We start from the raw sequence: 16,806 nt of genomic DNA, 5'->3' as shown, positions 1-16,806 counted from the left end.
GGGCCACTCAGGTGAATTTCAATGTTTGCCGTTTGGCTTCATGCTGAAGAGGTGCCAGGCCGCCGTAAAGTCACGACTATCGATAGTCACTATCAAGGCCCGCCATCTTCCCCCCTATGTTCCACCGACCGGCCTACCGCCCGTTAAGTTTCGCCGACACGCCCGCAGCCCTGGCGAACTCGCCCTGCGCCCCAGGGTCATTAATGGCAACAGCCGGACACCGAAGCGGTCCGGCGCCATCGCGGTTCGGTGCCGGCTGCGTCTGCGTTTCACTGCTCCGCGACCCCGGCCGCGCGAGCAGGCGCTGACCTGGCCCCACCTTTAAGGAGGGAGCTTATGTGGGGTTTCGGTGTGTTGATCCTGTTGTTCGGCATTGCCTGGTTAACGCACAGGCGGCTGTCACCTTTGCCCGCGCTAGGGATCGTGGCCATCTACCTGCTGGGATTGGGGCTGTTCAGCCACACCCCACGGCTGCTGCTAGCGGTGTTCTGGTTGGTGCTGGCAGGTGTCGCGGCCTTTGTGGCCTGTCATGGCCTGCGCCGGCAGTGGTTCACCCGGCCTATGTTCGGCTGGCTGAAGCGTACCCTGCCGCCGATGTCCAGCACAGAACGCGAGGCCATCGAAGCTGGCACAGTGTGGTGGGATGCGCAGTTGTTCAGCGGTCGGCCGGACTGGCACACCCTGCTCAACTACCCCGCCGCCACCCTGACCGCTGAAGAACAAGCGTTTATCGACGGCCCTACCGAGACCCTCTGCGCCATGGTCAGCGACTGGCAGGTCGGCCAGGACATGGACCTGCCCGCCGAAGCATGGGACTACATCAAGCAGAACGGCTTCTTCGCGCTGATCATTCCCACCCAGTATGGCGGCAAGGGATTCTCGGCCTATGCTCACTCGCAGGTCGCGATGAAACTGGCGACCCGCAGCGGCGATCTTGCCTCCACGGTCATGGTGCCTAACTCCCTTGGGCCCGCCGAGTTGCTGTTGCACTACGGCACTGATGAGCAGCGCAACCATTACCTGCCTCGGCTGGCCCGGGGTGAGGAAGTGCCCTGTTTCGCCCTTACCGGGCCGCTGGCAGGGTCCGACGCCGGTGCCATGCCAGACGTCGGCATCGTCTGCCGCGGCCAGTGGCAGGGAGAGGAAGTGCTTGGCCTGCGCCTGACCTGGGAGAAGCGCTACATCACCCTAGGCCCGGTCGCCACCTTGCTGGGGCTTGCCTTCAAGGCGTATGACCCGGACCACCTGCTGGGCGACCAGGAAGAGCTGGGTATCAGCCTGGCGTTGATTCCGACCGATACACCCGGCGTAAATATCGGCCGCCGCCACGTGCCCCTGGGGGCTGCCTTCATGAACGGCCCCAACCACGGCAAGGACGTGTTTGTGCCCTTGAGCGCGCTGATCGGCGGCCCGGCCATGCTCGGCAAGGGCTGGATGATGCTGATGAATTGCCTCTCTGTGGGGCGCTCGATCTCGCTGCCCGCGGTGGGCACGGGCGTGGCCAAATACAGCAGCCTGGTGACTGGGCGGTACACGAGCATCCGCGAGCAGTTCAACGTGCCGCTGGCTGCCTTCGAAGGCATTCAGGAATCCCTGGCGCGCATCGGCGGCAATGCCTGGCTGATGGACAGCGCGCGGATTCTGACCGCGGGCGCCGTCGACCTTGGAGAAAAGCCGTCGGTGCTCTCGGCCATTCTCAAATACCACCTCACCGAACGCGGGCGCGAATCCCTCACCCACGCGATGGATGTGCACGGCGGCAAGGGCATCATTGCTGGGCCCAATAACTACCTGGCGCGTAACTGGGCGGGCGCGCCCATTTACATCACGGTCGAAGGCGCCAACATTCTTTCGCGCAACCTGATGATCTTTGGCCAGGGCGCGATCCGCTGCCATCCCTTTGTGCTCAAGGAAATGGCCATCGCCAGCCAAGGTGACGGGCCCGAAGCGCTGGAAGCCTTCGATGAGGTGCTGATGAAGCATCTGGGCTTCGCTGCCGGCAATGCCGCCAGCACGCTATTGCTGGGGCTGGGCATCGGGCACTTGGAGCGGCACCCAGGCGACGGTCTCAGCCAGGGCTATTTCCGTGCCTTGGATCGGCTTGCCGCCGCGTTTGCGCTGCTTGCGGACCTGAGCATGATGCTGCTTGGGGGCAGCCTCAAGCGTAAGGAGCGGCTCTCGGCACGCCTGGGCGACGTGCTCAGCTACCTGTACCTCGCTTGCGCCGCCCTCAAGCGTTACCACGACCAGCAATCCCCCGCGCATTTGACGCCGTTGCTGTGTTGGGCGCTCGAGGAGAGCCTGGGCAAGGCCGAGGCGGCGCTGGCCGGGGTGCTGGACAACTTCCCCAACCGCCTGCTCGGGGGCCTGCTGAAACTGGTGGTGTTCCCGCTGGGCCGGCGCCATTGCGGCCCGAGCGATCGGCTGGAAGCACAGGTGGCCGAGATCCTTGGCCGTGCCGAGGGCGATCCGGCGCTCGAAGCGCTGCTGGAAGGGTGCTACCGCCCCATCGACACGCAGGACCCAGTAGGCAACCTGCGCGCAGCCTATGATGTGCTGGCCAAGGCCGCTCCTGTACAACACAAGCTGCACACCGCGCTGAAGGCCGGGCAGCTGGCTCCCGCTCCAGGACAGTCGTTGATCGATGCCGCGGTGGACAGTGGCCTGCTCCAACTTGGGGAGGGGCAAATGCTGCGTGAAGCCGAAGCGGCACGGCGCCGGGTCATCGACGTGGACGACTTCGCACCTGAGCAACTGCGACGTACCGAAGGGCAGGTGCGCTGAGACCGGCCGGGACAATGGGCGCGGCGACGCTTATACTGCCGCGCCCTTCAAACCGGAGACGTCCCCGTGGCTAACCCCATCGTCGAGCATCACCTGGCGCTGTTGCGTCACCTGCGTGGCATCCTTGTGGCTTTGGGCGAAGCTGAGCAGGTGCCTGAAGAAAGCCATGAGCTGTTTGTGGAACGCTTCGACGAGTTGCTGAGCGCGCTGGCCGAGGACGAGCAAGAGAGCCAATACCTGGGCCAGGAACTGCTTTGCCAGGTCATCACCCGCTACCCCCAGATCGCCCACCTGGTGCCACGCGACCTGTTGTGGTTCTTTGGCGGGGACTGCCTGCACTACATGCCCGACGACGAGATCGACCTTTACCAGCAGCTCGAAGAACGGCGTTATTACGCAGAGCAGAACGACGAACCTTTCGATTGGACCCAGGAAAAACAACTGCTGGCGCTGCCCAACGAAGGCCCCAGGCACTGATTGCCGACAAGAAGCGCCTTCCTTGCAATGCATACCGTACAGGCGCCTGGGTTTTCATCCGCTGAAGCGGGGTTTGCTCCGCTTCAGGCAGATGGATGTGCAGGCTAAACACGGCGCAGTGCAATGACCCATTACTCCTGAGCCATTGCCAGCCACGTGCGCCTATAGGCTTTAGCCGAAGATTTCCTGAGCCTGATCTGCCGTCTCAACCGTTTCTGCCATGGTCCGCACGAACTCCGGCATTTGCGTGACCTTCGCGGGCAGCTTTGCCTGCCAACCGGTTAGCAGCTGATACCTGTTACCCGTCAGCAATTTTTGTACGGCATCACTCTCAACCACGGCAAACTTGGGCGTGATTAGATCCCCCAGCACGTCGGTCACTTTCGCCTGGCTCACTCTGGTCGCCGCTCGGGCACTGGCCTGGGCGGCTTTGGCCGCTTTGCTCGCGTCCCGCAGGTAGCGGTAGGTTTTTACAAAACCACTGCTGCCCCATTTGAGTAATACCCGCCACCCCATTTTCACCGCGCCTTTGAGCAAGCGCGCCGACACCCTAGCTGCCGAGCGCAGTAGATTGGCCGCCTGCTTGAAGGCACCGGCAAAATTGCCGATGGACAACACCCCCGTCACGGTCGAGGCGATCGACAACTTCCTGGCCAGCTTGGGGTCGCTGTCCTCCACCAGCACGGCGGCAATCTCCAACCCCAACGAGGCCACACTTAGCGTGGTGAGCGCGGCAAACACCAGCATCGATGCGGTACCCCCGGTGAGGATCGACGCCCCGAAGCCAATCACCGTGAGCGCGGCGGAGAAGGCAATGCCACGCCAACGGCTGCCCACCGGGAAGGGTTGGGTATCGCGCAGGCTTTGCTCCACGCTGGCCAATATTCCCGACTGACGCCCCCAGCGGCTAAGCATGATCGCGCCACTGGGGTCGTGCAGGTTCACCGGGTCCGGGCAATACACGTAGTCGTTGATCCCACCTTCGCCAAAGGGGCTTCGCCAGTCTGGCTGGGCATGTCGGTACAAGGACGGGTCGTAGCAGCGGTAGCCATTGCCGGCGTGGTAATCGCCGGTCACCGGATCACGGCGCATGCCGTTGTAGCCCAGGCCCGTCAACGTTTTGCCCTCACCGAAGGGCAGCAGCGGTGTCAATTGCAGCCCGGCCTGGTTGAACTGCCCGGCGACACCACACTGCGGGTCATCGATCAGCCAGCTCACCGCGTTGGCTTCATACTCGGCCAACCCCGGGGCGATGCTGCGCTGGCGTGTCAGTTTGCCAGCGGTGTCGAACCAGTCCTCGCCGATCAGCGTGTCGCCGGCATAGCGCAGTTCACGGGTGCTGGCGTCTTCCGCCACGTACTGGGCAGCCAGGCGCTGGTAGCCATCGTAGGCGTAACGGCTGCGGACGCAGCCATCGGCATCGCTGACCTGGGTCAGTTGGCCGCCGGCGTTGTACCCGAGGACGCGCTTGTGCCCGTCCGTCGTCTGGTAGCCGTTGGCATTGTGCGTGAGTTCTACGCTGGCTCCATCCGTGGTGACGGCCTTCAGCCGCGTGGGGTTGTCCGCGTCGTAGGTAAACACCTGGGTGCGCTTGGTGTCATCCGCGTGGGTCGTGGTACAGGTTTTCAGGTTGCTCAACGCATCCCACTCAAAGCGCTGCGCCTTGACCGGCTTGCCCTGCTCGGTACGGGGGCGGTACTGGTCGGTATCGGCCTCGCAGGTGTAGGCGATCAGGCGATCGAGGCTGTCATAGTCGAAGCGTTCGCTGCGCACCTGCTTGCCCGGCTGCCCGCTGTGTTTGGCGAGTAACTGGCCGTCGCTTCGCCACTGCAGTTGCTGGGCAAAGACCGGCTTGCCGTTATGGCTGAAGGCGCGTTGGATTTCCTGCCCGAACAGGTCGTAGTCACTGTTCACCTGCCACTGCGCATTCGCTTGAGTGGCCTGTACCCGGCGCTCCACCAACCTGCCGTGGTCATCATGGCGGTGGACGACGTCCTGATGGTCATGCCAACTGCGTAGCAGGCGGCCGTCATGGTCCACGAACGAGCGCTCCCAATGCCCATCGGCGCGCAGCGAGGCGACCGTGACGCCACGCAAGGTTTGCCAATGGCTGCCTTGGCGTTGGCCCCGGAGCGTGGTCTCGTTCAGCCGCTGCTGCCCTGGCAACAGGCTGGCGGTCAGGCTGTATTGCCACGGCCCGGCCTTCAGCTCCGAACCCTGCTGCGCTTCGCCATCACTGGCCAGGGTAGTGACCGCGCCGCTGCGGCTAACGCTTGACAGTGTCTCCGTGCCCGCCTGGTATGTGCCACCCTCACGGGTTTCGGACAGGTTCAACTGAGTGTTGTCCGGGAGGGTGACGTTATCGCCCTCGAAGCGGTACTGCCGGGTACCCACCTTGCGTTTGCCAAGGGTGGAGAGGCTGTCGACGTCTTGGGTCGCGATGAGCTGGCCAGCGGACGCGGCTTCACCGTGCTTGCACACCCTCAGCTCGGTCACGTGGGTGCTCATGCCGTGGTAGGTACGCAGCACGGAGTAACCATCCGGCCGATCCTGTCGGGTCACCCGGCCTAGCTCGTCACGGGTCAGGACGTGCTCGCGCGCCGTGCCATCCACCGTTTGCGTGAGTCGGATCAACCGACCGTTGACATCGAACTCACGAAGAACGCCTGCCCGTTCGATGCCCGTGGTGCTGGCCAGGGTTTCGCGGCGGGTCAGGTGGCCGTTGGCGAGGGTTTCCAGGGTGCTGGTGCTGCGCAGCAGCGTCTGCGCGCCAAGGCCGCGTTCGACCGTGCCGGCACTATCGAGCAGGTCACGGCTCCAGGCTTGCTGCCCTGGCAGTTGTACCGATTGCAGGGGCTCGCACAGCGCTTGGCCGCCCGGCAGGTAGTCCCATTCCTGGTCCACCAGTGGGTCGTCATCGGCTGTGCCGCGCAGCACTTTGTGCAGCAGCGGTACGAAGGGGTCGCTCGGCGTGCGCCGCAACTCGCTGCGCACCACGCGTTGCAGGCCATCGAGCCAGTCACGGTGCTGGCTCCCGTTGGGCAAGGTGGTCAAGGCCGTGAGGCTGTCTTGCTCAATGGCGAAGGCGGTGGCCGTACTGCTTTTAGAGGCGTCGTCACGGATGCCATTGGGCTTGAAACGGTAGCGTGTCTGTTCCACGACACGGCCCAAGCCGTCGCGCCGGAAGTGGGTTTCCACCTCGCGGGCGGTCTTGCTCAGACAGCGGCGACTAAAGCGCGAACGGATTTCGCGGCTGACCAGCTCAGTGCCAGCGGCGGTGGTCACGGTTGTGCTGACCTGCAGGCCGGCATACGTGCTGCTGGGGTTGTCCTCGAACTGCTGGACAGTGGTCACCTGCAAGCGCTGGTCGCCCACGGCGGTAGTTTGGATGTCGGTAATGGCCCAGGTGCTGACCTTGCAGCCTTCGTTGTTGGTCTTGGCGGTGGGTTCGGAGGTCGTGGTGTTACGCACTCGCCAGAGAGCGTTCTGGTTGGGGTCCGCCATCGCCCAGGCGGTGCTTGCATCGAAGGTGTCATCGGTAAGCGTGGCTTTGAGGCCCTCCACCGTGACGATGTGCGAGGCTTCCAGCAGGTGGCGCTCGTTGCGCTTGACCGAACGATAGCCGTAGAGCGTCAGGCCTAAGGGATTGCCATGGGCGTCGCACTGGTACTCGGCCATCAGCGGGGCAGCCGCTTCGGGGGGAATGGCTGGGCAGGAGAGGTGGGGGAAATCCTTGAAATCCTTGATCAGCGCCGGGACGAGGGTATTGCTGCCTTTACCGTCGTAGTAGCACCGGTGCGTCGTGTGACCGTCTGAGGTGGTGATTTTTTGAACGGTATGTGCTGAGGTATATTGAATCTGTTGTTTGTGCAATTCGAAAAAATTTTCACCTTGAGCATCATTACTCGGTAAAAAATCAGGATTGTCATGCACGAACTCAAGACCACGAACCATTTCGGCAAATGCAAAAAACCCTCCCTTATTCCAAGAGGAATCATCCTGCAACTGTAACCAACGGCCTATACTTCTAAAAAGTTGATAACTCTCCACTGCAGCTCTTTTCTCCTCATTGGTTGACAAACCAGCCATATCGGAAGTTTCAAGAACGGCCAACAGCTCATGATCTTCCAGTTCTGATTGCCGCCGCAATTGTTCTAAAGACAATAACCAAATTAGCTCAAACCTATTAAGCGTCATCACCTCAGCGCCAACACGTTTCCCAACGGCAGAGAACAAGGACTTCATCAGCAGGAGTTCGTAACTCCTTACACCGAAATCTAGCGAAGCCGATGCTGGCTTAGCTTCCTCAAACATTTCTTCTTCAGACATTGCCTCCTCAAACTTATATTCCTCTTCTGCGTAAAAAACTGAGGTTTGATAGTGAGCCGTTCCCCGCAGCCAACTCCAAAGTCTCTTCCTATCTACATGATAGTAATCATCAGCCCGGGCTTCAGCCCACGTCGCGTGATCGGCCTCCCTCTCAGCCCATAGAGCAACCACTTTATCGAAACGAGCAGCAGTCGCTTCTATATCTTTCTCCTTAAGGAAAAAGGATAAACTTTCCAACTGATCCTCTACTCCCTTAAAAAAATTTCGAAACTCTAAACCCTTCTGCAAGGCTATAGCTAAATTTACTATTTCACCGCTCGACTTACTGTCCTTTTGAAAGCTTATATCGAGCCTTCCCACGCTTGATCGGGCATTGCTGATCATTTCACCTTTTCTTGTATAACGTTTTGACTGCTTCATCCCCTGGCTGTGCGTAGTCACCGCATAAATAGCATTTTCGACAAAACTGCCCTTGTAACTGAACCCGACGACAGTATTTTCTGCACCACCGCCTGGGATCAGCACATGGCGATCTACCCTGGGCAAGGCCGGGCGCCCATCCGAGAAGGCCACTGCCTTGGCTTCCCACTCCACACGCTCCACGGAACCGTCCAGCTCTTGCAGCCGGTAGAGCACCCGATCCAGGGTCGGATCCTGCGCATAATCACAGTCCACTTGCTGTAGTACCTGCAACGCTTCACTTTCACCCTGGGTACGCTTGAAGGTTCTCAGCAGATAATCTTCCAAGCGCAAGGTCAGCTTGAACGTTTCCTGGGCGCTGGTCGGCCAGATCTCCATCGTCACTTCAGCCGGGCTGTAGCTGGCCTTGAACAGTTCGACCTCGCCACTGCTGACCTTCACCAGCAGAAATTGCCCCTGCTGGCGCTTCCAACTCAACGCCAAGGACTCGCCATAGGGCGACACAATGCTGGACGGCAGCAACTGGGCAAATGGCCGCTGGTAATAGGCAATGTGCTCGTCGATCTCCTTGGTTTTACCCTTCCACGCTTTCAGCGCTGCGTTGTAATCAGCCGCGGCACCTGCGGTGTAGCCAAGTGGGCAAATAACCGCCAGCGCCCGCTGTGTCGCACCGGAGAGCTTGGCGGGAAACTCCGGCTTGGACTTGGCTTTGATCGCCTTAAATAGTCGAATAACTTCCTGGCGGAACTCGTCGTTAGGTTCAATCTCATCGCTGCCCGGGGCAGCGGGCTTGCTGAGGATTTCCTGGCGCCCGCTGGGCAGGTCTAGGGTAAATTGGCTGTGATCCTTGTTACTGCGGATAAAGCAAGGCTGCTTCTCTAGGCGAGCGCCATTGCCCAATTGGGTCCATTCCTCATCGGTGAAGGTGATCGTCATGCCGTCAGCGAGCGTCAATCGCCTGTCGCGGGTGTCCAGGCTGGCGAAGCGCCAGGCCCAACCGTCGCCCAGGCCGCCCTCATTACCGCGCAGGGCGGAATAATGCAGGGTCAGCTCGCACACCGGGCCGCGACCCGCCAGCCCCTGCAACGTTGCCACCGGGAAGTGGGCGTGGAACATCCCGGTACGCGAATCGACGCCGGTTTCACTTTCGCCGCCGGCATCGAACACCTCGGAGCCGAGCGTATTGCCATAGTCCTCGCACAGCGGGCTGCTTGGCGCGTAGGGCTCCAAGGCGGCGGGCGGCGTAAATTTCACCTCTGTCAGGTTTCGCCACAGGTAGTGGTCGTCCAGGTAACCCACGTGGCCGACCGTGAGCTGTGTGGCATCACGGCTAGTGTCCGGGTAGTCCAGCACCAGCTTGAAGGCCGCTCGGCCACGGCCCTTGCCCCAAGTAATGGTGTCACTGGTGACCGAACGCACGGCGATGTCGCTCTTTGCGAATTTGGAAGCGTAAGTTGTGCTCGTTTCCCGATAGCAGTCCGCTACGCGGTAACCTTTGGCCCGCGCTTCAGTGCTAAGGCGAAATACCAACTCATGACTACATTTGGTGATGTAGAGCAAGGCACAGCCTTCGCGGTAGGACCGCGTCGAGGCTTCGACTTGCGACAGGGACAGCAAACTGGTGGTTGTTTTACTACCACTCACGTCCGTGTCGAGCAGGTACTTGCCTAACCGACCAGTCGACCAAGTGCTGCTGTCCCCCAGGTTTTTCAGCTCGATCAACAATCCGGCGTAGCGCGGCTGCCACGCGTGCCAGGCGCCCTGCCCTGCATCGCCCTCGGTTAGCTGGCCATCAGGCCCTTCGCGGCCGACCCGCAGTTCAGGCCACTGTTTATCCCCAATGGCCTTGGCCAAGGCCCCTTCCCATGCGCCCTGGTCGGCCAGCCCCTTGGCCAGGAACACTTCATGCCCCAGCAACTGCCGACTGAAGGGGTGACGCAGCGTGATCAATACCGCGTCGTTAGCCGTGTTCCACACCGAGCCTAACCGCGGGCCGGCCACCCAGTTATCAGCGCCAGGCAACGAGGTAAACACCCGCACCCCTTCCCCACGCTGCCACAGGGTCAGTTGCTTGGCCTTGGCCAGCCCCGTTGCCGCGCCTGTCGGTTGTTCGGCACTGGCGCACAACCAGCGGCCCAAGGGTGACTGGTTGAGCGCCGTCGCCCAGGCTTCCAACCAATTGTTCGCCTTGGCTTGGGCCTCGGTCGGCGTCCAGCTAAAGCTGTCGAGCAGGCGGTGGGAGTACGCATCGTAGGCCCAGGCCTGCAGAGGCTGTCCGCCGGTCAATGGTTGTGCGCCCTCCAGCACCTGGGCGGGCCACCAGTTCACTTCGGCCAGGGTCACGCTCAAACGGGCGCACTGCCCGACCCAAAACGCATTGCCCTTTGCCGCGGGCGCCACAGCGCAGGCGTTGGCATCCAGCACGCCCGCACGCACCAGTTGGCTGTCCCGATTGATCTGCTCACAAAGTGCCTTGGACCAGGCCTTGCCCGTCTGGGCGCTGGAGGGCATGAACACGTGGTGTTCATACAGGTGTTGAGTGTTAAGGTCGCGTACCTGCAGGCATAGGCTCTGCCCATTCGCCAGCGCGTACTGGTCGTCGCAGGCCAGCGCTTGCACCAAATTGCTGGCGAAGGGTGCTGTACTGAAGGCCCTGAAGGGGTTGCGGCACCACAAACGCAGTTGCTCCGTGCCCTCACAGGTCAGGCCGCCCTGCGCGTTCCAACCTCCGGCACTCAGCCCCTTGCCGTGCTCGACAATGTACTTGGCGAACGCTTGCGGCCACTGATCTTTCTTCAAGGTGCCCTCTATGGCCGTGTAGTCGACCCTGACCATCTCGCCGTCCCGCTCGCGAACCTGGCACGCGCTGATGACTTCTCCCTTGATCAGGTCACGCCCGCCCTCGATCGGGCAGAGGCTGTGCCAGCCCTTTTCCAGCGAGCCCAAACGTTGCAGGGTAAAGCCCTTCATATCCGGCAAATAGCCATCGGGCTGGGTGGTGATCCTGAAGGGTACGGGGGTGGGCGCGATGGTTTGAGCCGCTGGGGCTGCGGCGGTGCTTGCGGTGGCCATGGATCATCTCCTTGCTGAGGCTGACAGGGCGGATCAACTCAGATGGCAACAGCATCGATGGATGCGCCCTCGTTGAGCCGATGGCCTATCAAACGTCCGGCTTGGCGAATGAACAACTGACAAAACTGCTAGGTTGCAACAAGCACGCACATGCGCAACTTGGCATCCTTGGCACGATAAATAGTGCAAAGCCTGCGCAATCGCTGTGCTTAAATCGAGTGGCTGGGGGCTAGGTATGGCGCGCGGAAAACGAAAAAAAGACGCCTAGGCGTCTTTTTTTGGGGTATCTACAAACGCTCATGAAAACGCCGTAGATCGATATTTGGAGCGGGAAACGAGACTCGAACTCGCGACCCCGACCTTGGCAAGGTCGTGCTCTACCAACTGAGCTATTCCCGCAAATGGCGTCCCCTAGGGGACTCGAACCCCTGTTACCGCCGTGAAAGGGCGGTGTCCTAGGCCACTAGACGAAGGGGACAACTGCCCGAAACAACCTTCGGCTGTTTCAGCAACCGCAGCCCGAGGGCTTCGGATTTTACCGGCATCGCCTAAGGCGCTACCACTGTAAACTGGAGCGGGAAACGAGACTCGAACTCGCGACCCCGACCTTGGCAAGGTCGTGCTCTACCAACTGAGCTATTCCCGCAATGGCGTCCCCTAGGGGACTCGAACCCCTGTTACCGCCGTGAAAGGGCGGTGTCCTAGGCCACTAGACGAAGGGGACACACTACAACATTCACTCCTTGCGACGCCTAGCTTAGCGCTTTACGCTGCAAGTGGCGCGCATTCTAGGGGCGGTTTCCACCCTCGTCAACCCCTCCCGAAAAAATTATTCAAATCAATAGCTTCGGGCGCGCACCGGGCGTCCTCACCCTGGCCAGGGCTATGCCAGCCGGCAACCCACGCGCATAATCAAGCGCCCAGCCAAGGCGCTGGCGCGATGGGCTGTGCTATCAGGGTAGCGAGGCAGCCACTACACTCATGCTATTAGTACGAACGAGGTCAGCCCCGTGACGCATATGATGATCGCTGCAATGGTGATAGCGGGGGTCGCGATACTCATCGCTATCGGCTTCCTCAATAACGCAGTGGAAGCCAACAAAGCGGAAAAAATACGCCTCGGCCATGAGCTCAAGGATCGGCTGCGTCGCTGTGCGGAAATCAACGAGCGCTTCCCCGGCCAGTTCACCACCCCTGAGTTGAAGATGCTGATGCACCGGCTTGAACACAATGTGGTCAAGCGGGCGTTGGCGTTGGATAAGTCCAATGTAGACCTCAAGGAACGGCTGGCCGAGCTCGAGCTGGACATGAACAGCGGCAAGGGCGACGGTGAAGAGGATGGCGAGAAGGGCAAGGAAAAGGTCGAGGTAAAGAACCCGGCCACTCCAATCGTGACCGAAGCCCAGGCCAAGGAAGTCAGCTTTCTGATTGAAGCGCTGCATCACCAGATTCTTCGCGCGGCGCAAGAAGGGATCTTCAAGCCTGGCGAATCTCGACATTGGGCGAACGTCATCCGTGGGTTACTGGTGCAGCTTCACCTCGAATACTTCAATAATCTGGGCCAGCAAGCCTTCCAAGATGCTGACCCAGGCCACGCTCGCCTGGCCTACGAACGCGCTGTGCAGTATCTGAAAAAACAGCCCGACCCTGCTGTGTACAGCGAGCAATTGGCCTACGCGCAAAAGATGGTCGCGCGTGCCGATGCCCTGGTATTGAACAAGATCCAGGCAAACGACGGCGACGAGAATGAGCTCACAGCGGGCTTGAAGGAAACCGAAGACGAAACCCAGTGGAAGAAAAAGGCAATCTACGACTGACGCTCACCTGATTCTGCTGGTCATGGCGCCAGCCCGCGAACCGTGACCAAGCGGGTTCGCGGGCTGGCGACCCGCCCCTACCCTACATCCGTTGCCCGCAGGAAAATCTCTACCAACTGCTCCACGCCAGCCTCATCTTGCTCGCCGAAGCGCCCTATCCGAGGGCTGTCCAAGTCCAAGACCCCGATCAACGCGCCATCCTTGACCAGCGGCACCACCAGCTCGCTGTTCGAGGCACTGTCACATGCGATGTGGCCCGGGAATGCATGCACATCCTCGACCCGCTGTGTGGCACGGGTGCGTGCCGCGGCCCCGCATACGCCCTTATCGAACGGGATACGCACGCAGGCAACCTTGCCCTGGAACGGCCCCAGCACCAGCTCTTCGCCCCGGTTCAGATAAAAGCCTGCCCAGTTCAGGTCCGGCAGCTCGCTATACAGAAACGCCGACATCTGCGCTGCATTCGCAACGAAGTCTCGCTCCCCGGCCAGCAAGGCTTCGAGTTGCGCGCACAGCAGGGAATACCCCTGCAGGCCGTCACCGGTGGATTGCAGGTCGATCATTGTTCAGCCTCCAGCATTTGCAAGCCCACCCAATAGCGAGCGAATTGGTAGGCGCAGCGACCGTTTCGGTTACCGCGCGAAGTGGCGAAGCGAACCGCCAGCACGTCGAACGCCGGGTCCCGCGCCCAGGCAAGGCCAGCCTTGCGCGCCAGTTGGTCAACCCAGTGCTCTACTACGTTGAGGTAGTGTTCCTGGGTGAAGGGATAGAACGACAGCCACAACCCGAAGCGGTCAGACAAAGCGATCTTGTCTTCCACCGCCTCGCTGGGGTGCAGCTCACCCTCCACGCGTACCCAGTTGTCGTTGTCGCTTTGTTTTTCGGGCACCAGGTGACGGCGGTTCGAGGTTGCGTACAACAACACGTTTTCCGGTGCTTGTTCCAGCGAACCGTCGAGCACGCTCTTTAGCACCCGATAGTCGCCCTCCCCCGCTTCGAAGGAAAGGTCATCGCAAAAGAGCACGAAACGTTGCGGCAGCGCCTGCAACTGCTCCACCACGCGCGGTAAGTCAGCCAGGTGATCACGTTCGATTTCGATCAGGCGTAGCCCCTTGCTGGCGTACTCGGCGAGCAGGGCACGTACCAGCGAGGACTTGCCGGTGCCCCGCGCGCCCCACAGCAGTGCATGGTTGGCGGGCAAGCCGTCGATGAACTGGCGGGTGTTGCGCTGTAGCTGTTCGCGTTGTTTGTCCACGCCACGCAGGTCATCGAGGCGAATATCCAGGCTGACCTCGAGCGGCAGCAGATAACCGCCCCGGCTATCACGCTGCCAGCGCGCGGCAAGCGTGGCGCCCCACTCGAGAAGGGGGCGCGGCGCCGGGAGCAAAGGTTCCAGGCGAGCCAACATCGCTTCGGCTCGCTCAAGAAAGGTATACAAACGAGAGTCCACAACTTCACCTCAGCGCCGACAAGCGCTATACAGGATGCAGGACACGCCCTCTGGGGCCGCAGGGCCGCTTGGCGACCCATTGACTATGCTGGAGGGTGCATCATCAAGGAAAACAGCGCGGTACCCATGGGCATCAAGTTCAACCACCGATTGTCCTATAAACAAGCGCGACTGACCGTGGTGGTAGGCCTGATCCTGGGCACGCTGCTGAGCGTTGTGCAGATATCGCTCGATTATGCCAGCAGCCGCGATCTGCTCAAACGTCAGATTGCCTCGCTGCTGGAAATCAGCCAGAACCCGGCCTCCCGAATCGCCTATAACATCGACCGGGAGTTGGCGCTGGAGCTGACCCGCGGGCTGCTGCGGTCCGAATCGATCATAGGCGCGCGCCTGACCGACAACGAAGGCACCCTATTGGCCGAGGTCGAGCGGCCACGCATCGAAGCCTCCTACCGGCCCATTACCGACGCCCTCTTCGGCCGAAGCCTTGAGGTCGAAACCAACCTGTTCCTCGAGCACCTGCCGCAGGAGAACCTGGGCACCTTAAGCGTGGCCGTCGATACCGCCTCCCTTGGGGGGCGGTTCATCGAGCGGGCGGAGGTGACCCTGATCAGTGGTTTCCTTCGCACCACGTTGTTCACCGCGATTTTGCTCGTGATGTTCTATTTCATGCTGACCAAACCCTTGGTAACGGTGGTGGATCACCTTAGCCGCGCCAGCCCCGAGGTGCCGGATCCCAAGCTTCTACCCTGCCCGCGCAGTCATGAGCACGACGAGATAGGCGTGCTGGTGCAGACGGTCAATCAGCAGCTGGACCGCACTGCCGCTGAAATCCGCCACCGACGCGCCGCCGAAGACCGCCTGACCGCCTATCTGGACGAGCTGGAAAGCATCGTCTCGGCCCGCACCACCGAGCTTGAAGCCAGCAACCAAAGCCTGAGCCAGTCCAATCAGGAGCTGGACGTCGCCCGCCGCATCGCCCTGGACATGGCCCAGGCGCGTTCGGCGTTTCTGGCCAATATGAGCCATGAAATCCGCACGCCGCTCAACGGCCTGTTGGGCATGATCGCCTTGACCCTGGACAGCCCGCTGACCAACGAGCAGCGCCAGCAGCTGGCAATCGCCCATGATTCAGGGAAAGTCCTGGTGGAGCTGCTCAACGATATCCTTGACCTGTCCAAGTTCGACGCCGGGCAACTGGAACTGGAGCAGCTTCCCTTTGACCTTTCGGTGCTCATGGAGGACACCGCCAGCCTGTTTTCGCAGAATGCCGCCCCTGAAGTGGAGCTGACTTGCCTGGTACAGGCGGGTTTCCCGGCACAGGTAATCGGTGACCCCATGCGGGTCCGGCAGGTCATCAGCAACCTGCTCTCAAACGCCCTTAAATTCACGCGTCAAGGCCGGGTAGACGTGCGCCTGCAGATGGCTGGCGAGAACGTGCGCATCGAGGTCAGAGACACGGGCATTGGCATTGCGGACGAAGCGCAAAACAAGATCTTCAAGCCCTTCACCCAGGCTGGCGCCGCCATCAGCCGGCAGTTCGGTGGCACCGGCCTGGGGCTGGCCCTGACCAGCAACCTCTGCACGGCCATGCACGGGCGCTTGAGTATCAGCTCCCGCTCCGGCTTGGGCAGCCGCTTCTACGCCGACCTACCCCTGCCCATTCATGCTCCGGCCGCCCCCGCGCCAAAGCTGGAGGGAAAGGTCGTGGTCGTGAGCAATGCGCAAAGCGGGCTCACGGAATTGCTCGACGAATACCTCCCGCGGTGGGGCTTGGAATACCGCCGTTTCGACATCCACGAGTCGCTGGAAGGCGCGCAGCCCGACCTGTTGATCACCGACTGCCTGGAGTGCCTGACACGGCTGCGCCCAGCCGTGTCAGCACCTCTGCTGCTTGTCACTGCCTATGGAAACTTCCTTCCCGCCGAACGAACGGCCAGCCTGGCGCCCATGCTACAAATGGCCCGGCCGCTAGCCCGGCACGCGCTGCTCGACCTAATGCGCAGCCACCTGGACGAGCACATACCGCCCGCGCCAGTGCCCGCCCCACGCGACGGCGCGCCCCTGCACCAGGCACGGATCCTTCTGGTAGAGGACAACCCGGTGAACCAATTGGTCGCCAAGGGCATGCTGAGCAAGCTCGGCTGCCAAGTGGAAGTGGCCATCAACGGCGCGGAAGGTCTCACCGCCCTCGAGCGGCAGCCCTTTGACCTGGTGTTGATGGACTGCAACATGCCGGTGATGGATGGCTACGAAGCCACCCGGCGCATTCGTGAAAGCGGGCGCTGGCAGGGGCTACCGATCATCGCCCTGACCGCCAACGCGATGCCCGAGGAACGCGAACGCTGCAAGGCGGCGGGCATGACCGACTACCTGGCCAAGCCGTTCCGCCGCGAAGAATTGATCGGGATGATCGATCATTGGGTGCCGCGCCGGCCGGTCTGACAGGCCCGCCGG

General features: G+C 61.4%; 7 protein-coding genes and 4 tRNA genes. 4 read left to right on the top strand and 7 right to left on the bottom strand.

What is annotated here, in order from left to right; translation table 11 throughout:
• Nucleotides 1-336 precede the first annotated feature (336 nt).
• On the top strand, nucleotides 337-2,784 hold the full coding sequence (locus tag OGL93_RS11955; protein ID WP_263262855.1) for an acyl-CoA dehydrogenase: 2,448 nt from the start codon (nucleotides 337-339) through the stop codon (nucleotides 2,782-2,784).
• A gap of 66 nt (nucleotides 2,785-2,850) precedes the next feature.
• Nucleotides 2,851-3,261, top strand: a complete 411-nt coding sequence (locus OGL93_RS11950; RefSeq protein ID WP_263262854.1) for a PA2817 family protein — start codon at nucleotides 2,851-2,853, stop codon at nucleotides 3,259-3,261.
• Nucleotides 3,262-3,432: 171 nt separating this feature from the next.
• Here the strand turns inward: OGL93_RS11950 and OGL93_RS11945 are convergent, their stop codons facing one another.
• The 5 genes from OGL93_RS11945 to OGL93_RS11925 form a co-directional block, all read right to left on the bottom strand.
• Nucleotides 3,433-11,082, bottom strand: a complete 7,650-nt coding sequence (locus OGL93_RS11945; RefSeq protein WP_263262853.1) for an RHS repeat-associated core domain-containing protein — start codon at nucleotides 11,080-11,082, stop codon at nucleotides 3,433-3,435.
• A 323-nt stretch (nucleotides 11,083-11,405) separates the two neighbouring features.
• A tRNA-Gly gene (locus OGL93_RS11940) sits at nucleotides 11,406-11,481 on the bottom strand.
• A gap of 3 nt (nucleotides 11,482-11,484) precedes the next feature.
• Nucleotides 11,485-11,560 (bottom strand) — tRNA-Glu (locus tag OGL93_RS11935).
• A gap of 92 nt (nucleotides 11,561-11,652) precedes the next feature.
• Nucleotides 11,653-11,728, bottom strand: a tRNA-Gly gene (locus OGL93_RS11930).
• 2 nt (nucleotides 11,729-11,730) lie between these two features.
• A tRNA-Glu gene (locus OGL93_RS11925) sits at nucleotides 11,731-11,806 on the bottom strand.
• A gap of 286 nt (nucleotides 11,807-12,092) precedes the next feature.
• Here OGL93_RS11925 and OGL93_RS11920 point away from each other — a divergent pair.
• The gene (locus OGL93_RS11920) at nucleotides 12,093-12,899 is read left to right on the top strand and encodes a hypothetical protein (RefSeq protein WP_263262852.1); all 807 of its coding nucleotides are present in this window, start codon (nucleotides 12,093-12,095) and stop codon (nucleotides 12,897-12,899) included.
• 77 nt (nucleotides 12,900-12,976) lie between these two features.
• Here the strand turns inward: OGL93_RS11920 and OGL93_RS11915 are convergent, their stop codons facing one another.
• A complete protein-coding gene (locus OGL93_RS11915) occupies nucleotides 12,977-13,462 on the bottom strand; it encodes a GAF domain-containing protein (RefSeq protein WP_263262851.1) in 486 nt (161 codons plus the stop codon).
• Complete coding sequence (locus OGL93_RS11910; RefSeq protein WP_263262850.1) at nucleotides 13,459-14,349, bottom strand: ATP-binding protein; 891 nt, start codon at nucleotides 14,347-14,349, stop codon at nucleotides 13,459-13,461. The genes OGL93_RS11915 and OGL93_RS11910 overlap by 4 nt, the downstream gene beginning before the upstream one ends.
• Nucleotides 14,350-14,475: 126 nt before the next feature.
• Here OGL93_RS11910 and OGL93_RS11905 point away from each other — a divergent pair, with 126 nt between their 5' ends.
• Nucleotides 14,476-16,794, top strand: coding sequence for a response regulator (locus OGL93_RS11905; RefSeq protein ID WP_263262849.1), 2,319 nt, complete (start codon nucleotides 14,476-14,478; stop codon nucleotides 16,792-16,794).
• Nucleotides 16,795-16,806 lie beyond the last annotated feature (12 nt).

The sequence above is a fragment of the Pseudomonas sp. RIT-PI-S genome (assembly GCF_025642975.1).
Taxonomy (GTDB): Bacteria; Pseudomonadota; Gammaproteobacteria; order Pseudomonadales; family Pseudomonadaceae; genus Aquipseudomonas.
Note: the sequence above shows the minus strand (reverse complement) of the source record. Positions and strands in the feature narration are given on the sequence as shown.

Coding starts and splice junctions, on each gene's coding strand:
- OGL93_RS11955 (WP_263262855.1), top strand. CDS start 337: ATGTGGGGTTTCGGTGTGTTGATCCTGTTGTTCGGCATTGCCTGGTTA.
- OGL93_RS11945 (WP_263262853.1), bottom strand. CDS start 11,082: ATGGCCACCGCAAGCACCGCCGCAGCCCCAGCGGCTCAAACCATCGCG.
- OGL93_RS11915 (WP_263262851.1), bottom strand. CDS start 13,462: ATGATCGACCTGCAATCCACCGGTGACGGCCTGCAGGGGTATTCCCTG.
- OGL93_RS11905 (WP_263262849.1), top strand. CDS start 14,476: ATGGGCATCAAGTTCAACCACCGATTGTCCTATAAACAAGCGCGACTG.